This is a genomic window from Nocardia cerradoensis NBRC 101014 (genome assembly GCF_000308535.1).
Taxonomy (GTDB): Bacteria; Actinomycetota; Actinomycetes; order Mycobacteriales; family Mycobacteriaceae; genus Nocardia; species Nocardia cerradoensis.
The window spans coordinates 1-21143 of sequence record NZ_BAFW01000168.1; the positions used below are offsets into that span (position 1 = coordinate 1).

The 21143-nt window shown below is 69.1% G+C and carries 21 protein-coding genes and 2 pseudogenes; 7 read left to right on the forward strand and 16 right to left on the reverse strand.

Annotated features, from left to right (window positions below; all coding sequences use genetic code 11):
- Positions 1 to 360, reverse strand: a pseudogene (locus ON23_RS17575) (hypothetical protein); the annotation flags it as partial.
- A gap of 198 nt (positions 361 to 558) precedes the next feature.
- Between ON23_RS17575 and ON23_RS17580 the strand changes: the two are divergent.
- Complete coding sequence (locus ON23_RS17580) at positions 559 to 2067, forward strand: DUF349 domain-containing protein (protein WP_039779494.1); 1509 nt, start codon at positions 559 to 561, stop codon at positions 2065 to 2067.
- A 91-nt stretch (positions 2068 to 2158) separates the two neighbouring features.
- Positions 2159 to 2560: a nitroreductase/quinone reductase family protein gene (locus ON23_RS17585; RefSeq protein ID WP_039779496.1), complete on the forward strand. Its 402-nt coding sequence runs from the start codon at positions 2159 to 2161 to the stop codon at positions 2558 to 2560.
- A gap of 26 nt (positions 2561 to 2586) precedes the next feature.
- Here ON23_RS17585 and ON23_RS17590 read toward each other — a convergent pair whose 3' ends face one another.
- Both ON23_RS17590 and miaB read right to left on the reverse strand, forming a co-directional pair.
- Complete coding sequence (locus ON23_RS17590; RefSeq protein WP_039779510.1) at positions 2587 to 3168, reverse strand: Rv2732c family membrane protein; 582 nt, start codon at positions 3166 to 3168, stop codon at positions 2587 to 2589.
- Between the two features lie 133 nt (positions 3169 to 3301).
- Complete coding sequence (miaB, locus tag ON23_RS17595) at positions 3302 to 4894, reverse strand: tRNA (N6-isopentenyl adenosine(37)-C2)-methylthiotransferase MiaB (protein ID WP_051042814.1); 1593 nt, start codon at positions 4892 to 4894, stop codon at positions 3302 to 3304.
- 296 nt (positions 4895 to 5190) lie between these two features.
- On the opposite strand from miaB, the gene ON23_RS17600 reads away from it, so the two are divergent.
- The 4 genes from ON23_RS17600 to ON23_RS17615 all read left to right on the forward strand — a co-directional run bounded on the left by ON23_RS17600 (position 5191) and on the right by ON23_RS17615 (position 8490).
- Positions 5191 to 5919: an amino acid ABC transporter ATP-binding protein gene (locus ON23_RS17600; RefSeq protein ID WP_036503292.1), complete on the forward strand. Its 729-nt coding sequence runs from the start codon at positions 5191 to 5193 to the stop codon at positions 5917 to 5919.
- 85 nt (positions 5920 to 6004) lie between these two features.
- Positions 6005 to 6835 (forward strand): glutamate ABC transporter substrate-binding protein, encoded by an 831-nt coding sequence (locus ON23_RS17605; RefSeq protein WP_039779498.1) that lies wholly within the window; start codon positions 6005 to 6007, stop codon positions 6833 to 6835.
- A 66-nt stretch (positions 6836 to 6901) separates the two neighbouring features.
- Complete coding sequence (locus ON23_RS17610; protein WP_039779499.1) at positions 6902 to 7588, forward strand: amino acid ABC transporter permease; 687 nt, start codon at positions 6902 to 6904, stop codon at positions 7586 to 7588.
- Entirely contained in the window at positions 7585 to 8490 is a 906-nt protein-coding gene (locus ON23_RS17615; RefSeq protein ID WP_039779500.1) for an amino acid ABC transporter permease, read from the forward strand. The genes ON23_RS17610 and ON23_RS17615 overlap by 4 nt, the downstream gene beginning before the upstream one ends.
- Before the next feature lie 219 nt (positions 8491 to 8709).
- Here the strand turns inward: ON23_RS17615 and ON23_RS17620 are convergent, their stop codons facing one another.
- From ON23_RS17620 to ON23_RS17645, 6 genes and pseudogenes are all read right to left on the reverse strand, one after another.
- Positions 8710 to 8910 carry a DUF6186 family protein gene (locus tag ON23_RS17620; RefSeq protein ID WP_039779501.1) on the reverse strand — a complete coding sequence of 67 codons (201 nt, stop codon included), beginning with the start codon at positions 8908 to 8910 and terminating at the stop codon, positions 8710 to 8712.
- Positions 8907 to 9311 carry a hypothetical protein gene (locus ON23_RS17625; protein WP_039779503.1) on the reverse strand — a complete coding sequence of 135 codons (405 nt, stop codon included), beginning with the start codon at positions 9309 to 9311 and terminating at the stop codon, positions 8907 to 8909. The genes ON23_RS17620 and ON23_RS17625 overlap by 4 nt, the downstream gene beginning before the upstream one ends.
- 538 nt (positions 9312 to 9849) lie before the next feature.
- On the reverse strand, positions 9850 to 10374 hold the full coding sequence (locus ON23_RS39810) for a RecX family transcriptional regulator (RefSeq protein ID WP_276326900.1): 525 nt from the start codon (positions 10372 to 10374) through the stop codon (positions 9850 to 9852).
- Between the two features lie 78 nt (positions 10375 to 10452).
- Positions 10453 to 11061, reverse strand: a pseudogene (recX, locus tag ON23_RS39290) (recombination regulator RecX); the annotation flags it as partial.
- 585 nt (positions 11062 to 11646) lie between these two features.
- Positions 11647 to 12690: a recombinase RecA gene (gene recA / locus ON23_RS17640; RefSeq protein ID WP_025351561.1), complete on the reverse strand. Its 1044-nt coding sequence runs from the start codon at positions 12688 to 12690 to the stop codon at positions 11647 to 11649.
- Between the two features lie 216 nt (positions 12691 to 12906).
- On the reverse strand, positions 12907 to 13941 hold the full coding sequence (locus tag ON23_RS17645; RefSeq protein ID WP_039779506.1) for an Lrp/AsnC family transcriptional regulator: 1035 nt from the start codon (positions 13939 to 13941) through the stop codon (positions 12907 to 12909).
- A 96-nt stretch (positions 13942 to 14037) separates the two neighbouring features.
- On the opposite strand from ON23_RS17645, the gene ON23_RS17650 reads away from it, so the two are divergent.
- A complete protein-coding gene (locus ON23_RS17650; protein ID WP_051042815.1) occupies positions 14038 to 15447 on the forward strand; it encodes an MFS transporter in 1410 nt (469 codons plus the stop codon).
- Between the two features lie 116 nt (positions 15448 to 15563).
- On the opposite strand, the gene ON23_RS17655 is transcribed toward ON23_RS17650, so the two are convergent.
- The 7 genes from ON23_RS17655 to ON23_RS17685 form a co-directional block, all read right to left on the reverse strand.
- Positions 15564 to 16037 carry a nuclear transport factor 2 family protein gene (locus ON23_RS17655; protein WP_039779507.1) on the reverse strand — a complete coding sequence of 158 codons (474 nt, stop codon included), beginning with the start codon at positions 16035 to 16037 and terminating at the stop codon, positions 15564 to 15566.
- Positions 16038 to 16104: 67 nt separating this feature from the next.
- Positions 16105 to 16299 carry a DUF3046 domain-containing protein gene (locus ON23_RS17660; protein ID WP_039779508.1) on the reverse strand — a complete coding sequence of 65 codons (195 nt, stop codon included), beginning with the start codon at positions 16297 to 16299 and terminating at the stop codon, positions 16105 to 16107.
- A 51-nt stretch (positions 16300 to 16350) separates the two neighbouring features.
- The gene (locus ON23_RS17665) at positions 16351 to 17514 is read right to left on the reverse strand and encodes a glycosyltransferase (protein ID WP_039779515.1); all 1164 of its coding nucleotides are present in this window, start codon (positions 17512 to 17514) and stop codon (positions 16351 to 16353) included.
- Positions 17515 to 17622: 108 nt separating this feature from the next.
- A complete protein-coding gene (locus ON23_RS17670; protein WP_039779509.1) occupies positions 17623 to 18333 on the reverse strand; it encodes a PIG-L deacetylase family protein in 711 nt (236 codons plus the stop codon).
- Positions 18334 to 18560: 227 nt separating this feature from the next.
- On the reverse strand, positions 18561 to 18734 hold the full coding sequence (locus tag ON23_RS38495) for a hypothetical protein (protein WP_039779517.1): 174 nt from the start codon (positions 18732 to 18734) through the stop codon (positions 18561 to 18563).
- Between the two features lie 203 nt (positions 18735 to 18937).
- Positions 18938 to 19759, reverse strand: a complete 822-nt coding sequence (gene pspM / locus ON23_RS17680; protein ID WP_039779518.1) for a phage shock envelope stress response protein PspM — start codon at positions 19757 to 19759, stop codon at positions 18938 to 18940.
- A gap of 680 nt (positions 19760 to 20439) precedes the next feature.
- Positions 20440 to 21143: PspA/IM30 family protein (locus ON23_RS17685; RefSeq protein WP_039779519.1), on the reverse strand; the 704-nt coding region annotated here is incomplete at its 5' end.

Sequence of the window (21143 nt, forward strand, 5' to 3'; positions counted from 1 at the left end):
CCGCGCCTCGATGTCGTCGCCGTCCTCGGCCGCGATCCGGCCGCGCAGCCAGGCGCCCACCAGCAGTGCGGTCGGCCAGTCGAGTCGCGGCTCACCGCCGGGTTCGGTCGCCGACAAGGTGACCCGGACGTCCGCGCCGAAGCCGCGCACACTACCCACACCGGTCGGCGGCTCGGTCCCCGCGCCGACGATGGTCCAATGCCGGGCCTGCCGGGCCAGCATCCGCCCGGCCGTCAGCACGGCCTCGCGCAGCTGCGGCACCTGGGCGGCCGGATGGGTGGAGTCGGTCAGCGGCGCCGCACCGCCCAGTTCGGGAATCAGCACGAGCGGCGAGGGAATCAACGCGGCGACACGAAACACCCGTCAACGGTAGCGGCCGCCGGGAAACGGCGGCCGAGGCCGTCGCTCACCGCGGGTGAGCGTGTTCCCACCACTCTCAACCGTCACTCGGTGCACGCCACCGTTCGCAAGAGAGGGCAATTCTGTCTATTGGCTGGTTGAATGGGATCTGCTAGGGCGTAACCAGGCAGCCGTGACGCGCGGCAGGGATGAGGAGCGATGACCGACAACAGCGGAACCGAGAAGGCAGTGCATCCGGAAACCGGCGCGGCGCAGCAGTCCAGCAATCCCGCCGCGAAGCGTCCGACTCCGGCCGATGCCGCCCCGAAACCCGGCGCGGCACCACGACCCGGAGTACCCAAGCCGGGGGCGCCCAAACCCGCCGCGGCGCCGCGAACCGAACCGGCGGCGAAACCCGCGGCGACGCACCACGTCAAACCGGCTCCCGTCCCCGGTCCCGCCCATGAGCATCCGCATCCGGTGGTCGTGCCGACCGTCAGCGATCCCAGCGAGTGGGGCCGTGTCGACGACGACGGCACCGCCTGGGTCAAGACCGCCGGCGGCGAACGTGTCGTCGGCTCGTGGCAGGCCGGTGACGCCGCCGAGGGGCTGGCGCATTTCGGGCGTCGCTTCGACGATCTGGCCACCGAGGTCGCGCTGCTCGAGGCTCGCCTCGCGGCCGGCACGGATGCCCGCAAGACCAAGGCCGCGGCCGTCGCGCTCGCCGACTCCCTGCCCACCGCGGCGGTGATCGGCGATGTGGACGGTCTGGCCCAGCGCCTGCAGGCGATCATCGAACATTCCGACGAGGCGGCCGCCCACGCCAAGGAGGAGAAGGAACGCACCCGGCACGAGCACACCGAGCGCAAGGAGGCACTGTGCGCGGAGGCCGAACAGATCGCCGCCGAATCCACCCAGTGGAAGGCGGCCGGTGACCGGCTGCGCGAAATCCTCGAGGAGTGGAAGTCCATCCGCGGCGTGGACCGCAAGGTCGACGATGCGCTGTGGAGGCGCTTCTCCAAGGCGCGCGAGGCGTTCAACCGCCGCCGCGGCGCGCACTTCGCCGAACTCGATCGCGAACGCGCTGCCGCGAAGGCTCGCAAAGAGGAGCTGTGCACGCGCGCCGAGGAGCTGTCCGATTCCACCGACTGGGTGGGTACCGCCGCGGTCTTCCGCGATCTGCTGACCGAATGGAAGGCGGCCGGGCGCGCGCCCCGCGAGGCAGACGAGCAGTTGTGGCGGCGGTTCAAGAGCGCGCAGGACGTGTTCTTCGCCGCGCGCAATGCCGCCGCGTCCGAACGCGATGCCGAATTCGGGCAGAACGCGGCGGCCAAGGAGGAGCTGCTGCACCACTACGAGGACCGCATCCCCGAGCACATCGAACCCGACTCCGCGACACTGGATTCCGCCCGCGCGGCGCTGCGCGAACTGCAGGAGCGGTGGGACGCGATCGGCAAGGTGCCGCGCGAGCGCATGCACGAACTCGAGGGCAGACTGCGGGCGCTGGAGAAGCGGGTGCGCGAGGCGGTGGACGCTCAGTGGCGGCGCACCGATCCCGAGGCGATGGCGCGCGCGGCGCAGTTCCGTGAGCGGGTCGCCCAGTTCGAGGAGCAGGCAGCCAAGGCCGAGGCCGCGGGCCGCCCGCGCGATGCCGAGAAGGCGCTCGAACAGGCCAAGCAGTGGCGTGAATGGGCCGATGCCGCCGAGGGCGCGGTCAGCCGGCGCTGAGACGTTCGTCGCCGGTCGGTGGTGCCGAGTTCGCCGCCGACCGGCTGTGTGAGCCGCCCCTGCCCGCAGCGATCCGGACGAGGAGCCCAGTATGGATGTCCGCGAGATCAATCGAGGCGTCATCGAGCAGTTCCGGGCCGGCGGCCCGATCGAGGGGATGCACCGGGAGCGTCTGGTGTTGCTCACCACCACCGGCCGCCGAACCGGCACGCCGCACACCACGCCGATGATGTTCCATCCCGACGGTGACCGGCTGCTCGTGGTCGCCTCGAACGTGGGCGCCCCGCAGCATCCGGACTGGTATCTGAATCTCGTCGCCGATCCGGCGGTGACGGTCGAGGTCGATCGGGAGACCTATCAGGCCACCGCCGAACCGTTGCAGGGCGCCGACTACGACCGGGCATGGGCGGAGCTCACCACGTTGTATCCGTTCTTCGCCGAGCACGCGACGAAGACCGAGCGCACCATCCCCGTGGTGGCGCTGCGGCGCTGAAAAGGAGCCGCCGGCTGCCGGAGCGGCTACTTGTCGTCGCCGAACAGCCGGCGCCGGTCCTGCTCTTCCTGTTCGGCGGCCGCGATGCGGCGGCGCTCCTCGGCCTCGAGCTGGAGCGCGGTGCGGCTCCACACCACGCGGATCCAGTGGAAGGTCAGCACGACGATCGCGATCGTGGCCAGGATGAGTCCGATGCCGGGTCCGGCGCCGTGGTAGTTGCCGAGGCCGGGGGTCTGGCGGTGCCAGATCGAGAGAACTCCGAACACACTGCCCACAGCGGATCCGGCGACCGCCACCCACGCCAGTGCCCAGCGGCGGGTCGCCAGCGCGAGCGATGAGAATCCGAGCCCGAAGATCACCACGAACCATTCGAAGACCCGCGACGGCAGCCCGATGTGCTCGTCCTGCGCGTGGGTGTCGAAGGCCAGCACGTCGAGGCCGCGGGCGGCGCCGGCGTGCGGCAGGATCAGCGACAGCAGCAGCACGAAGACCGCGATCGCGACCACCATCGCCCGCGTCCCGGGGTCGATCTCGCCCGCGATCTTGCGCTCGACGGCCTCGAGGTCGCCGCGGAACTGCTCGAAGACCTTCGACTCTGCGGGGTTCATGCTCTCCTCGTTCGGCTCGGTCGCATCGTTGGGCTCCGGCGGCTGGTGCGGGTGCCGCGGCGCGGGCGAGGCGTCGCCGGAGCGCTCCGGCGTGACGTCGCGATCGGCATCCTCGTTCCCGCGTTCGGCCATGTCAGACCCCGCATCCGGTGTCACAACCGGCCGCGGCCGGCAGCGGTTCCGGCGCGCCGATCCGCGGCAATCCGAGCCCCACCCCGATCGGTGCGGTCTTGGGCAGCACACCGCGTTCGTGCGCGTCACCGGCGCGGGTGCGGCGGTGGCTGTGGATCGGGCCGTCGGCGATGAGGTGGTGCGGCGCCGCCTCGGTGATGTCGACGGTGACAATATCGCCGGGCCGGATCGCCGCCGCGCCGGGCCGGAAATGCACCAGGCGGCCGTCGCGCGCGCGCCCGCTCATCCGCGCGGTGGCCGCGTTCTTCTTACCGGCGCCCTCGGCGACCAGCAGTTCGACCTCGGTGCCGATCAGCGCGCGATTGGCCTCCAGCGAGATCTGTTCCTGCAGTTCGATCAGCCGGTCGTAGCGCTCCTGGACCACCGCCTTGGGCACCTGATCGGCCATGGTGGCCGCGGGCGTGCCGGGACGGATCGAATACTGGAAGGTGAAGGCGCTGGTGAACCGGGCCTGCCGGACCACGTCCAGCGTCTCCTGGAAATCCTCCTCGGTTTCCCCGGGGAAGCCGACGATGATGTCGGTGGTGATCGCGGCATGCGGCATCGCGGCGCGCACCTTCTCGATGATGCCGAGGTAGCGGTCCTTGCGATAGGACCGGCGCATCGCCTTGAGCACCCGGTCCGAACCCGACTGCAGCGGCATGTGCAGCTGCGGGCACACATTCGGGGTCTGTGCCATCGCCTCGATGACGTCGTCGGTGAATTCCGCCGGATGCGGCGAGGTGAACCGCACCCGCTCGAGCCCGTCGATGCTGCCGCAGGCGCGCAGCAGTTTCGCGAACGCGCCGCGATCGCGGTGTTCCGGCGCGAAATCGGCCGGATGTCCGTGCGGCAGTGCGGGTTCGGCGAAGTTCACGCCGTAGGAGTTGACGTTCTGCCCGAGCAGCGTCACCTCGAGCACTCCCTGATCCACCAGCGCCTGCACCTCGGCCAGCACATCGCCGGGCCGCCGGTCGACCTCCTTGCCGCGCAATGAGGGCACGATGCAGAACGTGCAGGTGTTGTTGCAGCCCACCGAGATCGACACCCAGCCGGCGTAGGCGGATTCGCGGCGGGCCGGCAGCGTGGAGGGGAAGGCCTCCAGCGATTCCAGGATTTCGACCTGCGCCTGCTCGTTGTGGCGGGCGCGTTCGAGCAGCACCGGCAGCGACCCGATGTTGTGGGTGCCGAAGACGACGTCGACCCACGGCGCCTTGCGCACGACGGTGTCGCGGTCCTTCTGCGCCAGGCAGCCGCCGACCGCGATCTGCATACCGGGCCGCTCGGCCTTGATCGGCGCCAGATGTCCGAGCGTTCCGTACAGTTTGTTGTCGGCGTTCTCGCGCACCGCGCAGGTATTGAACACCACCAGATCAGCGGTCTGCCCGCCCGTGGCCTTGGTATATCCGGCGTCCTCGAGCAGGCCCGACAGCCGTTCGGAGTCGTGCACGTTCATCTGGCAGCCGTAGGTGCGCACCTCGTAGGTCCGCGGCGACTGCGGATCGGTGGCCGAACCGGGGGCGCGTCCCGCAGCCGAATGCGCTGCAACCTGCATGGACGAATTCACGGGTCCAGGGTAGACGCTGTCCGAAATCGGACGCCCACCCCGGTCGCCACCATCGGGGGCTGGTGACGCCGGTCACGTGGCCGCCCGCCCAGGTCACCACCGGGTTAAGCGCAGGCGGCGACGGCGCGACGCACGCGCCAAAAGTGCGCATTTCGCGCAGGACCGCTCTAGGGTCGACTGTCATGACCGATGCTGCCGACGCAACACCCGGCACCGCCAGCGCTGGGAACACCTCCGACCCGGGCGCTGCCACCGCGGCTGCGGCGTCCGCGACCGTTCCACCGATGATCTCGATGCGCAACGTGGACAAGCACTTCGGTGATCTGCATGTGCTGCGTGACGTGAATCTGGAAGTGCCGCGCGGACAGGTGGTGATCGTGCTCGGCCCGTCCGGGTCCGGTAAATCCACGTTGTGCCGCACCGTCAATCGGCTCGAGCCGATCGATTCCGGCACCATCGCCGTCGACGGCGTCGAATTACCCGCCGAGGGACGCGCCCTGGCGAAGTTGCGCGCCGACGTGGGCATGGTGTTCCAGTCGTTCAATCTGTTCGCGCACAAGACGATTCTGGACAACGTGATGCTCGGCCCGGTCAAGGTCCGCCGCATCGACAAGAAGCAGGCCCGCGCGCGGGCGCTGGAACTGCTCGATCGGGTCGGCATCGCCGATCAGGCCGACAAGTATCCGGCGCAGCTGTCGGGCGGTCAGCAGCAGCGCGTGGCCATCGCCCGGGCATTGGCGATGAATCCGAAGGTGATGCTGTTCGACGAACCCACCTCCGCCCTGGATCCGGAAATGGTCAACGAGGTGCTGGAGGTGATGGTCGCCCTGGCCAAGGAGGGCATGACGATGCTGGTGGTCACGCACGAGATGGGATTCGCCCGCCGCGCCGGAGATCGCGTGCTGTTCATGGCCGACGGCCGGATCGTCGAGGACGCGGCGCCCGAAACCTTCTTCACCGCACCCGCTTCCGAGCGAGCCAAGGATTTCTTGGGCAAAATTCTGAGCCATTGATCGCATTTCACGACCGCGGCGGGAGCGATGACCGCTCCCGGCACCGCGGAGGACCCTTCACACTTCACGAGAGAGAAGGCATTCGATGAGGATCACCCGAGCGCTGCGGTTCGGCATCGGCGCGCTGGCCATCGCGGTCGTCGCGAGCGGATGCGGCGGCGGCAGCAACAAGACCGCCACCGAACACGCGTCGGAAGGCAAACTCACCATCGGCATCAAATTCGATCAGCCGGGTCTTGGCCTGCGCAATCGAGACGGATCGTTCTCCGGATTCGACGTGGACGTGGCGACCTACGTCGCCGGGAAACTCGGCGTGAGCCCGGACAAGATCACCTTCAAGGAGGCGCCGTCCGCGCAACGTGAGACGCTGATCCAGAACGGGCAGGTGGATTATGTGGTCGCCACCTATTCGATCACCGACCAGCGCAAGCAGAAGGTCGACTTCGCCGGGCCGTATTATGTTGCGGGCCAATCGTTGCTCGTGCGCGCCGACAACACCGATATCACGGGGCCGGAATCGCTGAAGGGCGGTAAGAAACTCTGCTCGGTGAAGGGATCCACACCGGCGCAGAACATTCAGAAGAACTTCGCCAACGATGTGCAGCTGCAGGAGTACGACACCTATTCGCTGTGTGTGGAGGCGCTGAAATCCGGGGCGGTGGACGCGGTGACCACCGACAACATCATTCTGGCCGGTTACGCCGCGCAGTCGCCGGGCCAGTTGAAGGTGGTCGGACAGCCGTTCACGACCGAGAACTACGGCATCGGCCTGAAGAAGGGCGACAAGGACTCTCGCGACAAGATCAACGATGCGATCGAGTCGATGATCAACGACGGGTCCTGGAAGGCGTCGCTGGAGAAGAACTTCGGCAACGCCTTCCCGATCCCGTCGCCGCCGCAGGTCGACCGCTACTGATTCGGCGCGGGTTCCGGCAGCCCCGGAACCCCGTCCGGCACAGAGAAGTAGGAGGGCGCGTCCACCGTGTTCGACTTGATCTCCCGATACGACAATCAGCTGTGGGACGCCTTCTGGGTGACCATCAAACTGACCGTGTTCTCCGCGATCGGGGCGCTGATCATCGGCACCCTGGTGGCGGCAATGCGGGTGTCGCCGATTCCGGTGGCGCGGTGGATCGGGACGGCGTATGTGACCATTTTCCGCAACACACCGCTCACCCTCATTCTGGTGTTCTGTTCACTCGGCCTCTACACCACCCTCGGGATCAAACTCGCGAGTGAGAGTTCGGGACTGGATTTCCTGCCCACCAACAACTTTCGCTTCGCCGTCCTCGGCTTGAGTGTGTATACGGCCTCGTTCGTCTGTGAATCGCTGCGCGCGGGAATCAACACCGTGCCGCTGGGGCAATCCGAGGCGGGACGGTCGCTGGGCCTGACCTTCGGCCAGAATCTGCGACATGTGGTGTTGTCGCAGGCCTTTCGGTCGGTGATCGCGCCGCTGGGCAGCGTCCTGATCGCGTTGACGAAGAATTCCACCATCGCGTCGGCGATCGGCGTGGCCGAGGCGGCGGCGCTGATGGCGTCCATGAACGAGACCGAGGCCGATATTCTCGCCATCGGCGCGATCTTCGCCCTCGGTTTCGTGATTCTCACCCTGCCCACCGGATTGCTGTTCGGTTGGCTGGCCAAGCGATTCGAGGTGAAGCGATGAGCGCGAACGCCTCGGTCCTCTACGACGTCCCCGGCCCGAAGGCGCGCCGGCGGCATGCGATGTATTCGGTGCTGGTGCTGGCGGCCCTGGTGCTGCTCGGCTGGCTGGTGTGGCGGGCGTTCGACGAGAAGGGGCAGCTCACCGCCGAGAAGTGGAAGCCGTTCGTGCAGTCGGAGGTCTGGCAGACCTATATCCTGCCCGGCTTACGCGGCACCGTGGTCGCCGCCGCGCTGGCGATCGTGTTCGCGATGGTGATCGGCGTGATCTTCGGCTTGCTGCGCCTGTCCGACCATCGCGTCGTGCGATGGGTGGCGGGAGTGATCGTCGAGGTGGCCCGGGCCATTCCGGTGCTGATTCTGATGATCTTCCTCTACAACTGGTTCGCCAAGGACAACCTGTTCGCTTCCGACCAGCTGGCGCTGGCGGCCGTGGTGATCGCGCTGACCGTGTACAACGGGTCGGTGATCGCCGAGATCGTGCGCTCGGGCATCCGGTCGCTGCCGCGCGGGCAGACCGAGGCGGCGCAGGCCCTGGGATTGCGCAAGGGTCAGATGATGCGGATGATCCTGCTGCCGCAGGCGGTGACGGCGATGCTGCCGGCGCTGATCTCGCAGATGGTCGTGGCGCTCAAGGACACCGCGCTCGGCTATCAGATCACCTATCAGGAGATCGTGCGCCAGGGTCAGCAGCTGGGCGCGGCCGAACAGAACACCGTGCCGGCGCTGATCGTGGTCGCCGTCATCATGATCGCCCTGAACTGGGCACTGACCTTCCTCGCCACCAGGATCGAACAACGGCTGCGGTCGCGCCGCCGGGGGCGGACGGTGCTGGGTGTGAATTCGGTTCTCACCGATGCCGCGCCGGGCGTGGATCTGTCGCTGAACCGGACCGCGTCCTCGTAACTGGCGGTCCGGCACGAGCGGCGGATGAGGGGCGCAGGCCGGGCGCAGCGGCGGTGTCGTCGTCGCCTCCGCGGGGAGGGATTGCGCTCGCACCGAGCGCAACCCTCGCACCCGAGAGCTGGATGTTCGATCCTGGGACGCGCACCACCCCGGTCGCCGGGCCACGCCACTCACGGCGACCGGGGATGGGTGTCCAATCGGCGGCGGCCTTCCCGCGGGCTACCTGGCCAGGAAATGCCAGCCGAGCCATGCCCACAGGATCACCGCGACGATGCGAGCGGTTCGGGTGCGGGTCAGAAAGCGCACGGTGTCGCCGAGGCCGGCGAACGACAGGCGGCGCACACGGGCCGCTATCGCCGTGCTGATCACGATGACGGCCAGAACCGCGAACCCTGTGATCACCAGTGCGCGATCGGTCATTTCCGCACCAGCCACCATCCGGCGCCCAACCAGACCAGCCAGCCGATGAAGCGTCCCGGGCCGCCCTCCAGCGCGGGGCTGAGCAGTGTCGACAGGCTCGGATGGGCAGGGTCCGGCACGAGCGGTGCGGGCTGGGACAGCCAGGCGTACAGCTCCCACGCCAGGACGGCTGCCAGCAGGGGCGACCACACCACAACCGCGCGCCGAACCGGCGGCGTGAACGACATTCGCCGTGTCCCGAGACGAACAGCGCGGACGGCGACCACGACAGCGACACCGGCGACCAGCACCGTCGCGGCAATGCTGAACGGGCGGGTGAACGACCCCGCCACCGCCACCCCGATCCAGACGGCCGCCGGACCGACGCGTCGCCATCCGTTGCCACGCACGTCGGTGGTCATCAGCGCAGCATAGGACCTGTGCTGGAGACCCGTCGAGTAACGCGGGCCGCAGCCGGCGGGCCGAATCGCCGACGCCGTGCACGATGCCGACCTCGCCGCGGCAGTCGTCGCTGCCCCGTGCATGGATCCCGGATGCAGCCCGCCCGGCCGCCGGAACGACCGCGATCCCGCGCCGAATGTCCTCGGCGTCTTCGGCAGGAGCGCGGTGTGCCGCCGAATCGAATTCGGGACCGGATCGAGGCATACGGTGGTTGACCTGCGCGGCGATCGAAACGCGCCCGGCACGCGAACCGGCATCCCGGTATCGTCGGCGCGCGGCCGCTTCACGGCCGGCGCGGTGAGGGAGCCCGCCGGGGTGCCGATATGACGCCGTCCATGATCCTGGCGACTCCGGGCCGGAACAGTCGCGGGCGGATGCCAGTTGGCTACGGCGACAAGGTTTTCAGAGCCGACTGCCGAGCAAGCCGGCGACCCTCGCCGTCGTCTTTCGGATCGACGGGTATCGGCGCGGCAGGGACTGCGGGTTCAGGCTGCGGGTTCAGGCGGGCGGGTAGCCGTGCGCGAGTTCGGCGCGTACGGCGGCGTAGGCGGTCGACTGGCGAAATCCCTGGCGGGCCAGCATGCCGACGAGGCGGTTGACCACCTTGTCCTCGGACAGGTTTCGCGGCATCGTGCGCAGTTTGCGGCGTACCAGCTCCGCGGCTCGCTCCGCCTCGTCGTTATCGGAATCCGCCGCTGCCGTATCCGCGGCGGTGCTGTCCTCGGCGACGACGGCCTTCTCGGTCCGGTTCGGCTGTGCCGCAAAGGGTTGCGCGGCGGCGGCAATTTCTTCCTTCACCACGGCATACGCCATGGACTGCGGGTAACCGCGGCGGGCGAGCATGCCGACCAGTCGCGCCATGGCCTTGTCCTGCGTGATGTCACGGGACAGCGATGCGAGCCTTTTCCGTACCAGCTGTGCGGCGTGCTCGGCGCTGGCGGGTGCGGATTGCCGCGACGCCGAGCCGGTCGCGGTGGAGCCGGAGCTTTCCCCGCTCCGGCCCTTCGGCGAATGGTGTTCCACTACAAGAGGTTGGGAGCCGTCGGCCGATTCGTCGACGGCGACGTGATCTGTGTGCTGGGAGCCGTCGGGACCCCGGCTCTCGGTGGCAACTGCGGCGAGTTCGTCCTTGACCACGGCGTAGGCCATGGACTGGTTGTAGCCGCGGCGGGCGAGCATGCTGACCAGCCGGTTGGTCGTCTTGTCGGCGGGCAGATCGGGCGGCAGGGCGGCGAGTTTGCGGCGGACCAGTTCGGCGGCGCGGGCGGTTTCGTCGGCGGAAGTGATGGCGGCCAGTGCGGGCCCGGCATCGGCGTCGGACACGCCTTTCCGTCGAAGTTCTTGCGCGAGAACCTTTTTCCCTTTGCCGGAGAAGGTGTGGCGGGAATGCACCCACTGTTCGGCGAAGGCGGCGTCGTCGATCAATCCGACCTCGGCGAGGCGGTTCAGCGCCCGTTCGGCGACCTCGGGTGCGAACCCTTTGGCTGCCAGTTTGTCCGCCAGTTCGGCGCGGCTGCGCGCCCGATCGGTGAGCAGGCGCAGGCAGATGTCCTTGGCCTGTGCCTCGGTCCCCGCCTTCGGCGCTGCGGATTGCGCGGCGTCGGAACGCTTCCCGCCGTCGGCGTCTGATCGCCGCGACCCCCGGCGCTCTCCCCTGGCGCCGCTGTCTCCGCGTGACCGCCTTCTCGAGCCGCCGTCGTCTGCCGCCACATCCGATCGCGGATACGCCCCGGCGCTGTCGTCCGGACCGAACGAGCCGTGGTCGCCACCCTTCGGCTGCCCCTCCGCCCGGTCGGTGCGGCCGGGCCGACGATCCCCGTCGGCACGCTCGCCCCACCCTCGCTGTAACGCGTCGACCTCGGCCTGCAGTGCACGAATTCGATTGTGCGCCTGGGAGTCCCGCGCCGCAGAGCCATCTTCCGGACGACCGGAGATGGAACCGGACCGAATCTCCGGCTCGATGCGGGGCGGAAGCTCGGGCTCGAATTCCGGCCGGTCCGCGGGTGCGGATGTGCCCGTGTCATCGACCGAATCATGCTGGGGTACCGGTCCGTCATCGGAACGCCATACACCGGTGGGTGGATCCCCCGCGCCAGGCTTCGATCGTCGGCGACGGGGCGAACTGCCCTGTCGGCGAACGGGTTTCGACCACGACTCGTCGTCGGGGTCGCCGTTGCGTCGGGAGCGGGATTCGATTTCTTCCAGTTGCCGCCGCAGGCGTTCGACGGCGTCGAGCCGAGAGGCGCCAGGGTCCGGGAGGGGTGTGGACCCCGGCGCTTCCCGGTGCGGCATCGGTTAGAAGTCGACGGGCGCCTCGGCACCCGCGTCTGCGGTGACGTCGGCACCGATGCCGAGCTTCTCCTTGATCTTCTTCTCGATCTCGTCGCGCACGTCGGTGTTCTCCAGCAAGAACTTGCGGGCGTTCTCCTTGCCCTGGCCGAGCTGATCGCCCTCGTAGGTGTACCAGGAACCGGACTTACGGATGAAGCCCTGATCGACACCCATATCGATGATCGAGCCCTCCTTGGAGATGCCGGCACCGTAGAGGATGTCGAATTCGGCCTGCTTGAACGGCGGCGACACCTTGTTCTTGACGACCTTGACGCGGGTGCGGTTACCCACCGCGTCGCTGCCGTCCTTCAGCGTCTCGATGCGGCGCACGTCCAGGCGCACCGAGGCGTAGAACTTCAATGCCTTACCACCCGTGGTGGTTTCGGGCGAGCCGAACATCACGCCGATCTTCTCGCGCAGCTGGTTGATGAAGATGGCGGTGGTGCCGGAGTTGTTGAGCGCACTGGTCATCTTGCGCAGCGCCTGACTCATCAGGCGGGCCTGCAGACCGACGTGGCTGTCGCCCATCTCGCCCTCGATTTCCGCGCGCGGTACCAGCGCCGCGACGGAGTCGATGACGATGATGTCCAGCGCGCCGGAGCGCACCAGCATGTCGGCGATCTCCAGCGCCTGCTCACCGGTGTCGGGCTGCGACACCAGCAGGGCGTCGGTATCGACGCCGAGTTTGCGGGCGTATTCCGGGTCCAGCGCGTGCTCGGCGTCGATGAAGGCCGCGAGTCCGCCGTTGGCCTGCGCGTTGGCGATGGCGTGCAGGGCGACCGTGGTCTTACCGGAGGATTCCGGACCGTAGATCTCCACGACGCGGCCACGCGGCAGACCGCCGATGCCCAGCGCCACATCCAGTGCGATCGAACCCGTCGGAATGACCGAGATGGGCTGATGCGCCTCCTCGCCCAAGCGCATGATCGCGCCCTTGCCGAAGCTCTTCTCGACCTGCGCCAGAGCGAGCTCGAGCGCCTTGTCACGGTCGTAGGCCTGTGGTGCCATCGTCTGTTCCCCTTCTGACGGGTAAGTCTCGTTGTGTGGTTGGCGCCCACGGTAGAGGGCGGCACCGACAAGTTCTGATGGCAAGCTTAGACGAACACGTGTTCGAGGCAAGCGACGCGCCCGCCGACACGCACGGCGGCCGTACAGCCGCACCCCGTCCCCGGCAATCGCCGCGCTATCCGGGCGGTCACGCGGCCCCGATCCGGCTGTGCCCGGTCATCGAGTCGCCGTCGGCACCACCGCGATCCGGTCGGTCTGCATCAGCGCCTGCGCCTGTTTCAGCATCCGCAGTGTCGGGGTGACCTCGACGTCGACGATCCCGTCCAGAGCTCCCAGCCGCCCGGTGAGGTACCGGTACAGGTGCGAACTGTCGCGGCAGACGACGGAGACGACCAGATTGGTGGGCCCGGTTGTGGCCGCCACGAACGCCGTTTCCGGATGGGTGGCGATCGCCCGGCCGACGGCATCCAGTTCGGCCGGGCGCGTCCGCACCCACAGCGAAGCCCGTACCGCGTATCCCATGCGCTCGACGGCGAAATCGAGATCGAAATACAGCACGCCCGCCGTCACCAGCTCGGACATCCGCCGCGCGACCCGGGTGGGGCTCCAGCCGGTTTCGGCCGCCAGCCGGGCATAGGACGCGCGCCCGTCACGGGCCAGCACCCCGAGCATCGCCTCGTCGGCCGCCGACAGGTCGGTCGGTGCGTCGGGCCCGCGCTGATCGTTCATCGCCGGCCGCGACCCCAGCTGCCGCAACTGTTCCGCGGTCAGCAACCGGCTGTACCGCGGCCACTCCTCCGCCAGCGGAAACCGGTGGATGATCTCGTAGGCCATCAACCCGGTGACCTGGCTGGCTCGCGGAAGGACGTTGAGCAGCAACGCGTCTCGCTGTTCGATCGAGCGCGGGCGGCTCACGCAGGTGACCTCGGAACCGGTCGACAGCAACGCGACCCAGCTCACGTCCGGCAGCCGCGCCAGCGATTCGGCGAGCCGCAGCGCCTTGTCCGGGGTGGACCGCACCCGCAGCATCCAGCGCGTATTCCCCAGCGGCATGGCGTTGACCTGGCCGGAGACGTGCAGGATGCCGCGTTGGCGCATCGACCGATAGCGGCGGGCCACGGTCTGTTCGGAGACACCGAGGATCGTGCCCAGGGTGGCGAACGGGATGCGGGCATCGGTGACCAAGCCGTGCACGATCTGCTTGTCGAGCGGATCGAGAACGGAGGATTCGAGTTCGTCTTCGGGTTTCACAGGCGGAATCTCACATCGACGGCCGGGTAGCTGGATGGATATTCAAACATCTCGCACGCTTGGCGTCGATATCGTTCGCCCTACCCGGAGGTCGCCATGCGGAAATGGCTCCCCTTGTTCGCGGCGTGCCTCGGCACGCTGATGCTGCTCATCGACGTCACCATCGTCAACGTCGCACTCCCCGACATCGCCGCCGATCTCGGCACCGGACTGTCGGGCCTGCAATGGGTCGTCGACGGCTATGCGCTGGGCCTGGCCGCACTGCTGCTGGTCCTGGGTTCGTTCGCCGACCGGTTCGGCGCCAAACCCACCTATCTCGCCGGCCTCGTGGTTTTCGCCGCCGCCTCACTGGCCTGCGGGCTGGCCCAGTCCTCGACCCTGCTGGTGGCCGCGCGGGCCGTGCAGGGCATCGGCGGTGCGGCCATGTTCGCGACCACGCTGTCGCTGCTGCACGCCACCTACACCGGCCGTGATCGCGGCACCGCGTTCGGCGCCTGGGGTGCGGTCGCCGGTGCGGCCGCCGGCATCGGTGTGGTGCTCGGCGGGGTGCTGACCGACCTGCTGTCGTGGCGGTGGATCTTCCTGGTGAACCTGCCGATCGCGGCCGTCACCGTCGCGCTGTCGCTGTACGCCTTCGGTCCCTCGCCACGCCGCCCCGGCCGCGGCGTGGACGTCACCGGGATGACCGCCTTCGCCGTCGCGGCCACCGCGCTGACCTACGGCATCATCCGGGGCGGGGAGGACGGGTGGGGCGACGGCGCGGCAGTCGCCACGCTGATCCTCGGCGCGATCGCGATCGGCGGTTTCGTCCTCGTCGAATCACGCAGCGCCACACCGATGTTCCCGCTCGCACTGCTGCGCAACCGGGAGTTCGCGGCCACCCTGGTCGCGGCGGCGGGCTTCAATTTCGCCGCCTTCGCGAGCAGCCCCCTCATCTCCCTGTGGCTGCAGCAGCCGTTGCAACTCAGCCCGCTGCGCGCCGGACTGTCCATGCTGCCGATGGCGGCGACGGCGTTCCTGGTCTCGGGCGCGTTCGGGCGGTGGCTGCACGACGTGGCGCCCCGCTGGACCATCGGCGGCGGATTGGTGATCACCGGCATCGGGGCGGGTCTGCTGGGCGTTATCGATGCCGGATCATCCTGGAGCGCACTACTTTTCGGCTATGTGGTGATCGGCATCGGCATCGGCGTGCTCGCGCCGCCGCTGGTGGCGGTCGCGATGGCCGCGGTGCCACCGCAGCAGAGCGGCACCGCCGCCGGAGCGGTCAACACCGCACGCCAACTGGGCCTCGCTCTCGGGGTCGCGGTACTCGGCACGGTATTCCGCAGCGCGGCCGGCGAGGGCCGGATCACGGTGTCGCAGTTCGTGTCCGGACTGGACGCCGCCGTCGCCGTGGCAGCAGGGGTGGGCATCGTTCTCGGCCTCATCGCCTTCGCCCTGTTCCGTCCTCGGCCCCGGACCGCCGAGACGACGGAACCGGCAGCCGCCGAGATCCCGGTCGGCTGAACCGGCGCCGCCGCGGCGCTGTACCGATCCGCGCCGCGGCGCAGTGCCGATTTCACGCCGCGCGCGGTGCCGATTTCACGCCGCGGCGCAGTGTCCATTTCCCGGGGAAGGTGCGCTCACCCTTCGGACCCGAGCCCCGCCGGCAACCGCGGCGGGGTTCCCTGAGTCCAGGTGATGCGCAGCGACGACGCCCGGATCCGCCAGCCGTCGGCCGTCCGGACCAATTCGGTGTCGGCATGCCCGGCGGAGATGAAGACCGCCTCGGAACCGTCGGCGAGGACATGAGTGCTCAACTGAGCGCCGCGCACGGTGGCGCGGTCGCCGTCGAGTTCGATCACCGCGTTGGTTCCCAGATGAACGGTCCGGTCGAACAGCGCCATCCCGCGCCGGATGTGCGCGAGAACGGCGTCGCGGCCGTGGACGGTGCCGATCGGCATCTCCGCGGTCGCGTCCTCGGTGAAGTACGTCCGCGCCCACCGATCGTCGAATACGCCGTCGTCGAGCGAACGCAGATAGCGGTCCAGCAGGTCGGTTATCCCGGACCGGTCCAGTAGTTCCTGAATCCGGTTCTCGGTGATCTCGGTATCCATGCGCCCACCCTGCAACCTCAAGTAAGGTTGAGGTCAAGATCGCTGTGACGCAGCCGACCGCGACCGGTCACCAGCGGTTCTTCGGTACGTCGAATTCGGCGCACAAGGCACGCCAGACCTCGCGGGGGTCGACACCGTCCTCGATCGCCTGGGCGCCGGTACGGCCGTTCATCGAGGGGAGGACATGATCGGCCAGCAGCAGGTCGCCGCGGGCGACGCCGAATTCGGTATGCAAGAGTTCCTGAAATTCAGTCAACCGCACCGTGCCGAGGGTACCGGTCGCCCAACCTACGCACCGCCGACGGTGGCGCGGTCAGCTCGCGCGCGCCCGGTCCAGTGTGCGGTGACAGATGTCGACCGGATCGGCGACATCGGAGGCGGTGGCCGCGGCCGCCGCGGCGGCCTTGCGATAGGACTCGTCGTCCAGGACGGTGTGCACCGCCGCGCGCAGCGATTCGGGGGTGAACGGCCGCACCAGCTGCGAACTGCCTTGGCGGACCGCACGATTGGCGAGTTCCCATTGATCGCCACCACCGGGCACGGTCACGATCGGCACGCCGGCGAGCAGAGTTTTGGCCAGCAACCCGTGCCCACCACCACCGACCACCACGGCGGCACGGCGCAACAGCTCGTCCTGCCGCCCCAGCCCGGCCGTCGCCCACGGCGGAAGGTCCTGCGGCGGCGTATCGAGCATCGAGATCGCCACGCGCACATCGCTGTCCGCGAGCGCCTCCAAGGCACCGGTCGCCAGATCACCGAATCCGGTCCGGGCCGTGGACGGCGCGACCACGACCAGCGGACGGTCGCCGGGAGGCGGCACCAGCACCTCCGACGTCGGCTCCCACAGCAGCGGCCCCACCACATGCGCGTCCTCCGGCCAATCCGGCCGATCGACCTCCAGAGCGGGCAATGTGGCGATCAACCGGGCATCCGGGCCGGGATCCAGTTCCGGCAGCCCCACGCTCGCTCGCGCCGCCCCCCGCTGCCGGTCGCCGCGGGTGATCGCGCGCGCGGTCAGCCCGCGCAGCACCGTATCGCGCATCCGCCCACGCAGACCCTCACCCGGCGCGAGGCCACTACCGATGGGCGGCAACGCTTTCGACGGCAGATACAGCGGATGCGGCGACAGCTCGACCCACGGCACGCCCAGCCGCTCGGCGGCCATCCCGCCACCGGCGGTGAGCACATCCGAGACCACCAGCTCGGGCAACATCGCACTGAGATCGGGCAGGATCTCCGAGGAGATGTGGGCCGCTCGGTCGTGGATACGCGCACCCGCGTCGGCGTCGTCGTCCTGCGGGCGCGGCGCCAAACCCTTCAACCGCCGCACCGCGATCCCCGCCTCGCGCGCCGCATCGAACCAGCGCGGACTGGTGAACAACACCGGATCATCGCCGGCCTGGAGAAACCGCAGGCACAGCGCGATCGCCGGAAACGCATGCCCCGGATCCGGACCCGCGACGACAGCCACTCGCATGCGCCCCACCATGCCATACCCCGGCACCACCCGATGCCGGGCGGGCACAGCTACCCGACGGTCATGAACGCCGCCCGAGCCGATCGTGGCCGCTCACAGTACCGGCGCTCAGTCGGCGAAGTGGTACAGCTCGAACCCGACCGCCCGCTCGGCAGCGAAACCGGCATGCGGTCCCGTGGCCCGATCCACGATGGCGCGGGCCTGATCCGCCACCGGCTCGTCACTGAGCGCGCTCAGGTAGCGGCTGTGCTGCATCAGCGAATCCACCGCCGCCGACACGGTATCGGTGACATCCACCGCATGCGTCACCACCGGACCCACCACCGCGGCCCAGCGGGGCGTCCAGATCGGCAATTCGGCCAGCTCCGGAAAGATCCACTCGTTGCCGGCATCCGAGATCGCGTCCAGCGCACTGCGCCCCACCGCGCGATGATCGGCGCTGTTCGCATATCCGGGCGCCCACGTGTCGCCGAAGTTGAACAACACCACCATCTCCGGACGATGCCGCCGGATCGCCGCGGCCAGATCGCGGCGCAAACCGAGCCCACCCTCGATCCGCCCGTCCGGATAGCCGAGGAACTCCACCTCCTCGACACCGACCGCGCGCGCCGAAGCGATCTCCTCCTGCTGCCGCAACGGGCCGCACTCGGCCGGCGGCAGGCCCGCTATCCCGGCCTCACCGCTGGTGGCCAGCAGATAACGGATGTCCTTACCCTGCTTCGTCCAGCGAGCCACCGCGGCCGCGGCACCGTATTCGATATCGTCGGGATGAGCGACGATCACCAGACCGCGCTGCCAATCCTCGGGTAGCTGTAGCATTTGCCTCCGCTTCGCTCCGGCGGGGTCCTCGGCCCCGATGCCTCGATTTTTCCCTCCTCCGCTCAGTCGCTGCGCTCCCTCGCTCCGTCGGTCCAAAATCGAGGCGGCCGAGAACCATGAAGGTGCACCACCTCGAAACGCCAACACGAGGGGGTTCTCGGCTCATCCATCGTGAAATGGCAACGGGCCGTTCGGTTTTCGTACCGAACGGCCCGGGTCGCGGCTCGCTACAGTTTGGTGGCCGTCGACTTGTTCGAGCCGGAGACGGCCTTGTACAGCAGGTACAGGCCGAAGACCACGACGCTGATCATCAGGATCGGGAACAGCGCCTTGACCAGCGCGCCGATCACGATCAGCGCCAGCCACACGAGCGCGACGACGCCCAGAATCTTCCAGAACATGTCCATTCCTCCCGAAGGTTTCCGAACCGCCGTCAGCGCGATCCGACTCCTCCATACTGTCAACTCGGCGCCGCAAAATCACCAGGTCACGACCGATATCCGGGAAATCTCAGGGTGAACCCCTAGCCGGATCACCCGCGAGGATCGGTCCGCGAACCGGATATCGGCCGCGAGGTACCGGGATGTCGCCGAGGCGCCCGCGCTCAGCGCCGGTCGGCGAGATCGGTGAGCGCCTGGGCCCAGCCGTCCAGGCGGTCGGCCGCCTCGCGCACGGTGAACATGGCCCAGCCGAAGTCGTCCGCCGGTGTCGCCGCTGTGCTCACTCCGGCCGCCAGCATCTGACCGGCGGCGGCGACGAGTTGCTCGTATTCGGTCACTCCGGCTTCCAGCCGGTCGACCATCGCGCCTGACTGCCGGCGCAACCCCGCCCCGGCATGCGAGGTCGCGACCACCTCGAGCGCCTTCTCCATCGCCGCGATGTCCCCGGCGAGAGCGTGCAGGGCGGCTGCCCCGGATTCCGCGGTCGCCACGGTGTCGGCGAAATCGTCGGCCGGCACTCGGCCGCTCGCCTCGATCTGACGGCCGAGGGCGTAGAAGGCCCGTTCCGCCCGGACCAGCCGGGCGATGGGCGCCCGCGCCGCGGACTGCACCGCGGGCAGCCGGCGCGGGACGAACGCCGCGGGCGGCAAGGGGTTCCGACGCAACTCCAGATATCGGCGGGTGCTCACCGCCGCGCCGGTCACCAGCGCGGCCGCACCGCCGCCGACCACGACAACCGCCCATACGGGTGCCGAGACGGCCACCAGTCCGGCCGTTCCCAGTGCGGTCACGCCCGAGGCCGCGCTCCAGCGGAGGCTGCGCCGCCGCACCCGCCGCCGGCGGCGAAGTTCCCGCTCTCGCGGGTCGGCCCACTTCCGGACCGCGTGTAAGGCGAATTCCCCGGCGTCGCGTAACGCACCCGGAACCCGCCGGGCGCGGGCGAGCTGATCGTCCTCGGCGGGGCTGTGGGCCGAAGGACTCCGCAACGCGCTCGGGCCGGGCGGACGATGACGCTCGCGCGGGTTTCCACCGGCTTCGCGTGATCCGGTGTGCGACCGGGCGGAGGGCCCGCTGTCCGGCTCATGGGTTTCGTGGATGACGCCGTGAACGCTCGGACTGTCCGTGTCCGATCCGCGATCGAATGTCGGTCGGCCGCTGTCGGTTTCGTTATCGCGTGCCATACCGCGCCGGCGAGACCGGCGACCGGAAGGCGCCGGCCGACGACCGCGCAGAATCCCGCGCCCCTCGGCCCGGGGGCGCCGGTCCGCGCCCGCATCGTCCGCCGCACCGGATGAGACCTCGGATGATCGACGTTGCGCGGCTTCGCTGACTGGCCGCGCAGACGCAGCGGATCCGGTCGTGCCCGGCGGTGGAGGATCCTCGACGCCGGTCGCAGCGCTTTCCGCCGGAGCCGGCGAAGGCGGGACCGTATCGGAAATACGGTGCCGCTCAATGGATTCGGCGATCGATTGCCACGCGGCCGCGGCGGCGGGCGGAGAGGTCGACAGCGTCCGCGCCGCATCGGCCGACGGCGCGGCGGAGGCGGGCGGCGCGGACGCGGCGCTGCGGGCAGATCGAGACCAGGGCCGCACACGGGTCGGTGCGGGCTCGTTACCTGCCCGCGTTCGCCCCATCTGCCCAGCCTTCCGATCGACCCGCGACGCGCTTACTGCTGCGCGGCCTGGCCCTTGTTCACCTGCGGCTGAGCCGGATTGGCGATGGACTGGCCGGCGGAGTCACCCGACGGCAGCGCGTCACCACGCATGGAGGCGCGGATCTGCTCGAGGCGGTTGTGGCCGGCCATCTGCACGCTGGCCTGCTGCACCTCCATCATGCGGCCCTGCACGGTGTTCTGCGCGAGCTCGGCGGCGCCCAGCGCGTTGGCGTAGCGACGCTCGATCTTCTCGCGCACCGCGTCCAGGCTGGGGGTGCTGCCGGGGGCGGACAGCGTCGAATCCATCTGCTGCAGCGAGGCGGAGACCTGCTCCTGCATCTTCGCCTGCTCGAGCTGGCTGAGCAGCTTGGTGCGCTCGGCGACCTTCTGCTGCAGCAGCATGGCGTTCTGCTCGACCGCCTTCTTGGCTTGGGCGGCGGCCTGCAGCGACTGGTCGTGCAGCACCTTCAGGTCCTCGACGGACTGTTCGGCGGTGACCAGCTGGGCGGCGAACGCCTCGGCGGCGTTGGTGTACTGGATCGCCTTGTCGGTGTCGCCGGCGGCGTTGGCCTGGTCGGCCAGCTGCACGGCTTGGCGGGCGTTGGCGTTGAGCTTCTCGACCTCGTCGAGCTGACGGTTGAGCTTCATCTCCAGCTGGCGCTGGTTACCGATCACCGACGCCGCCTGCTGCGACAGGGCCTGGTGCTGACGCTGGG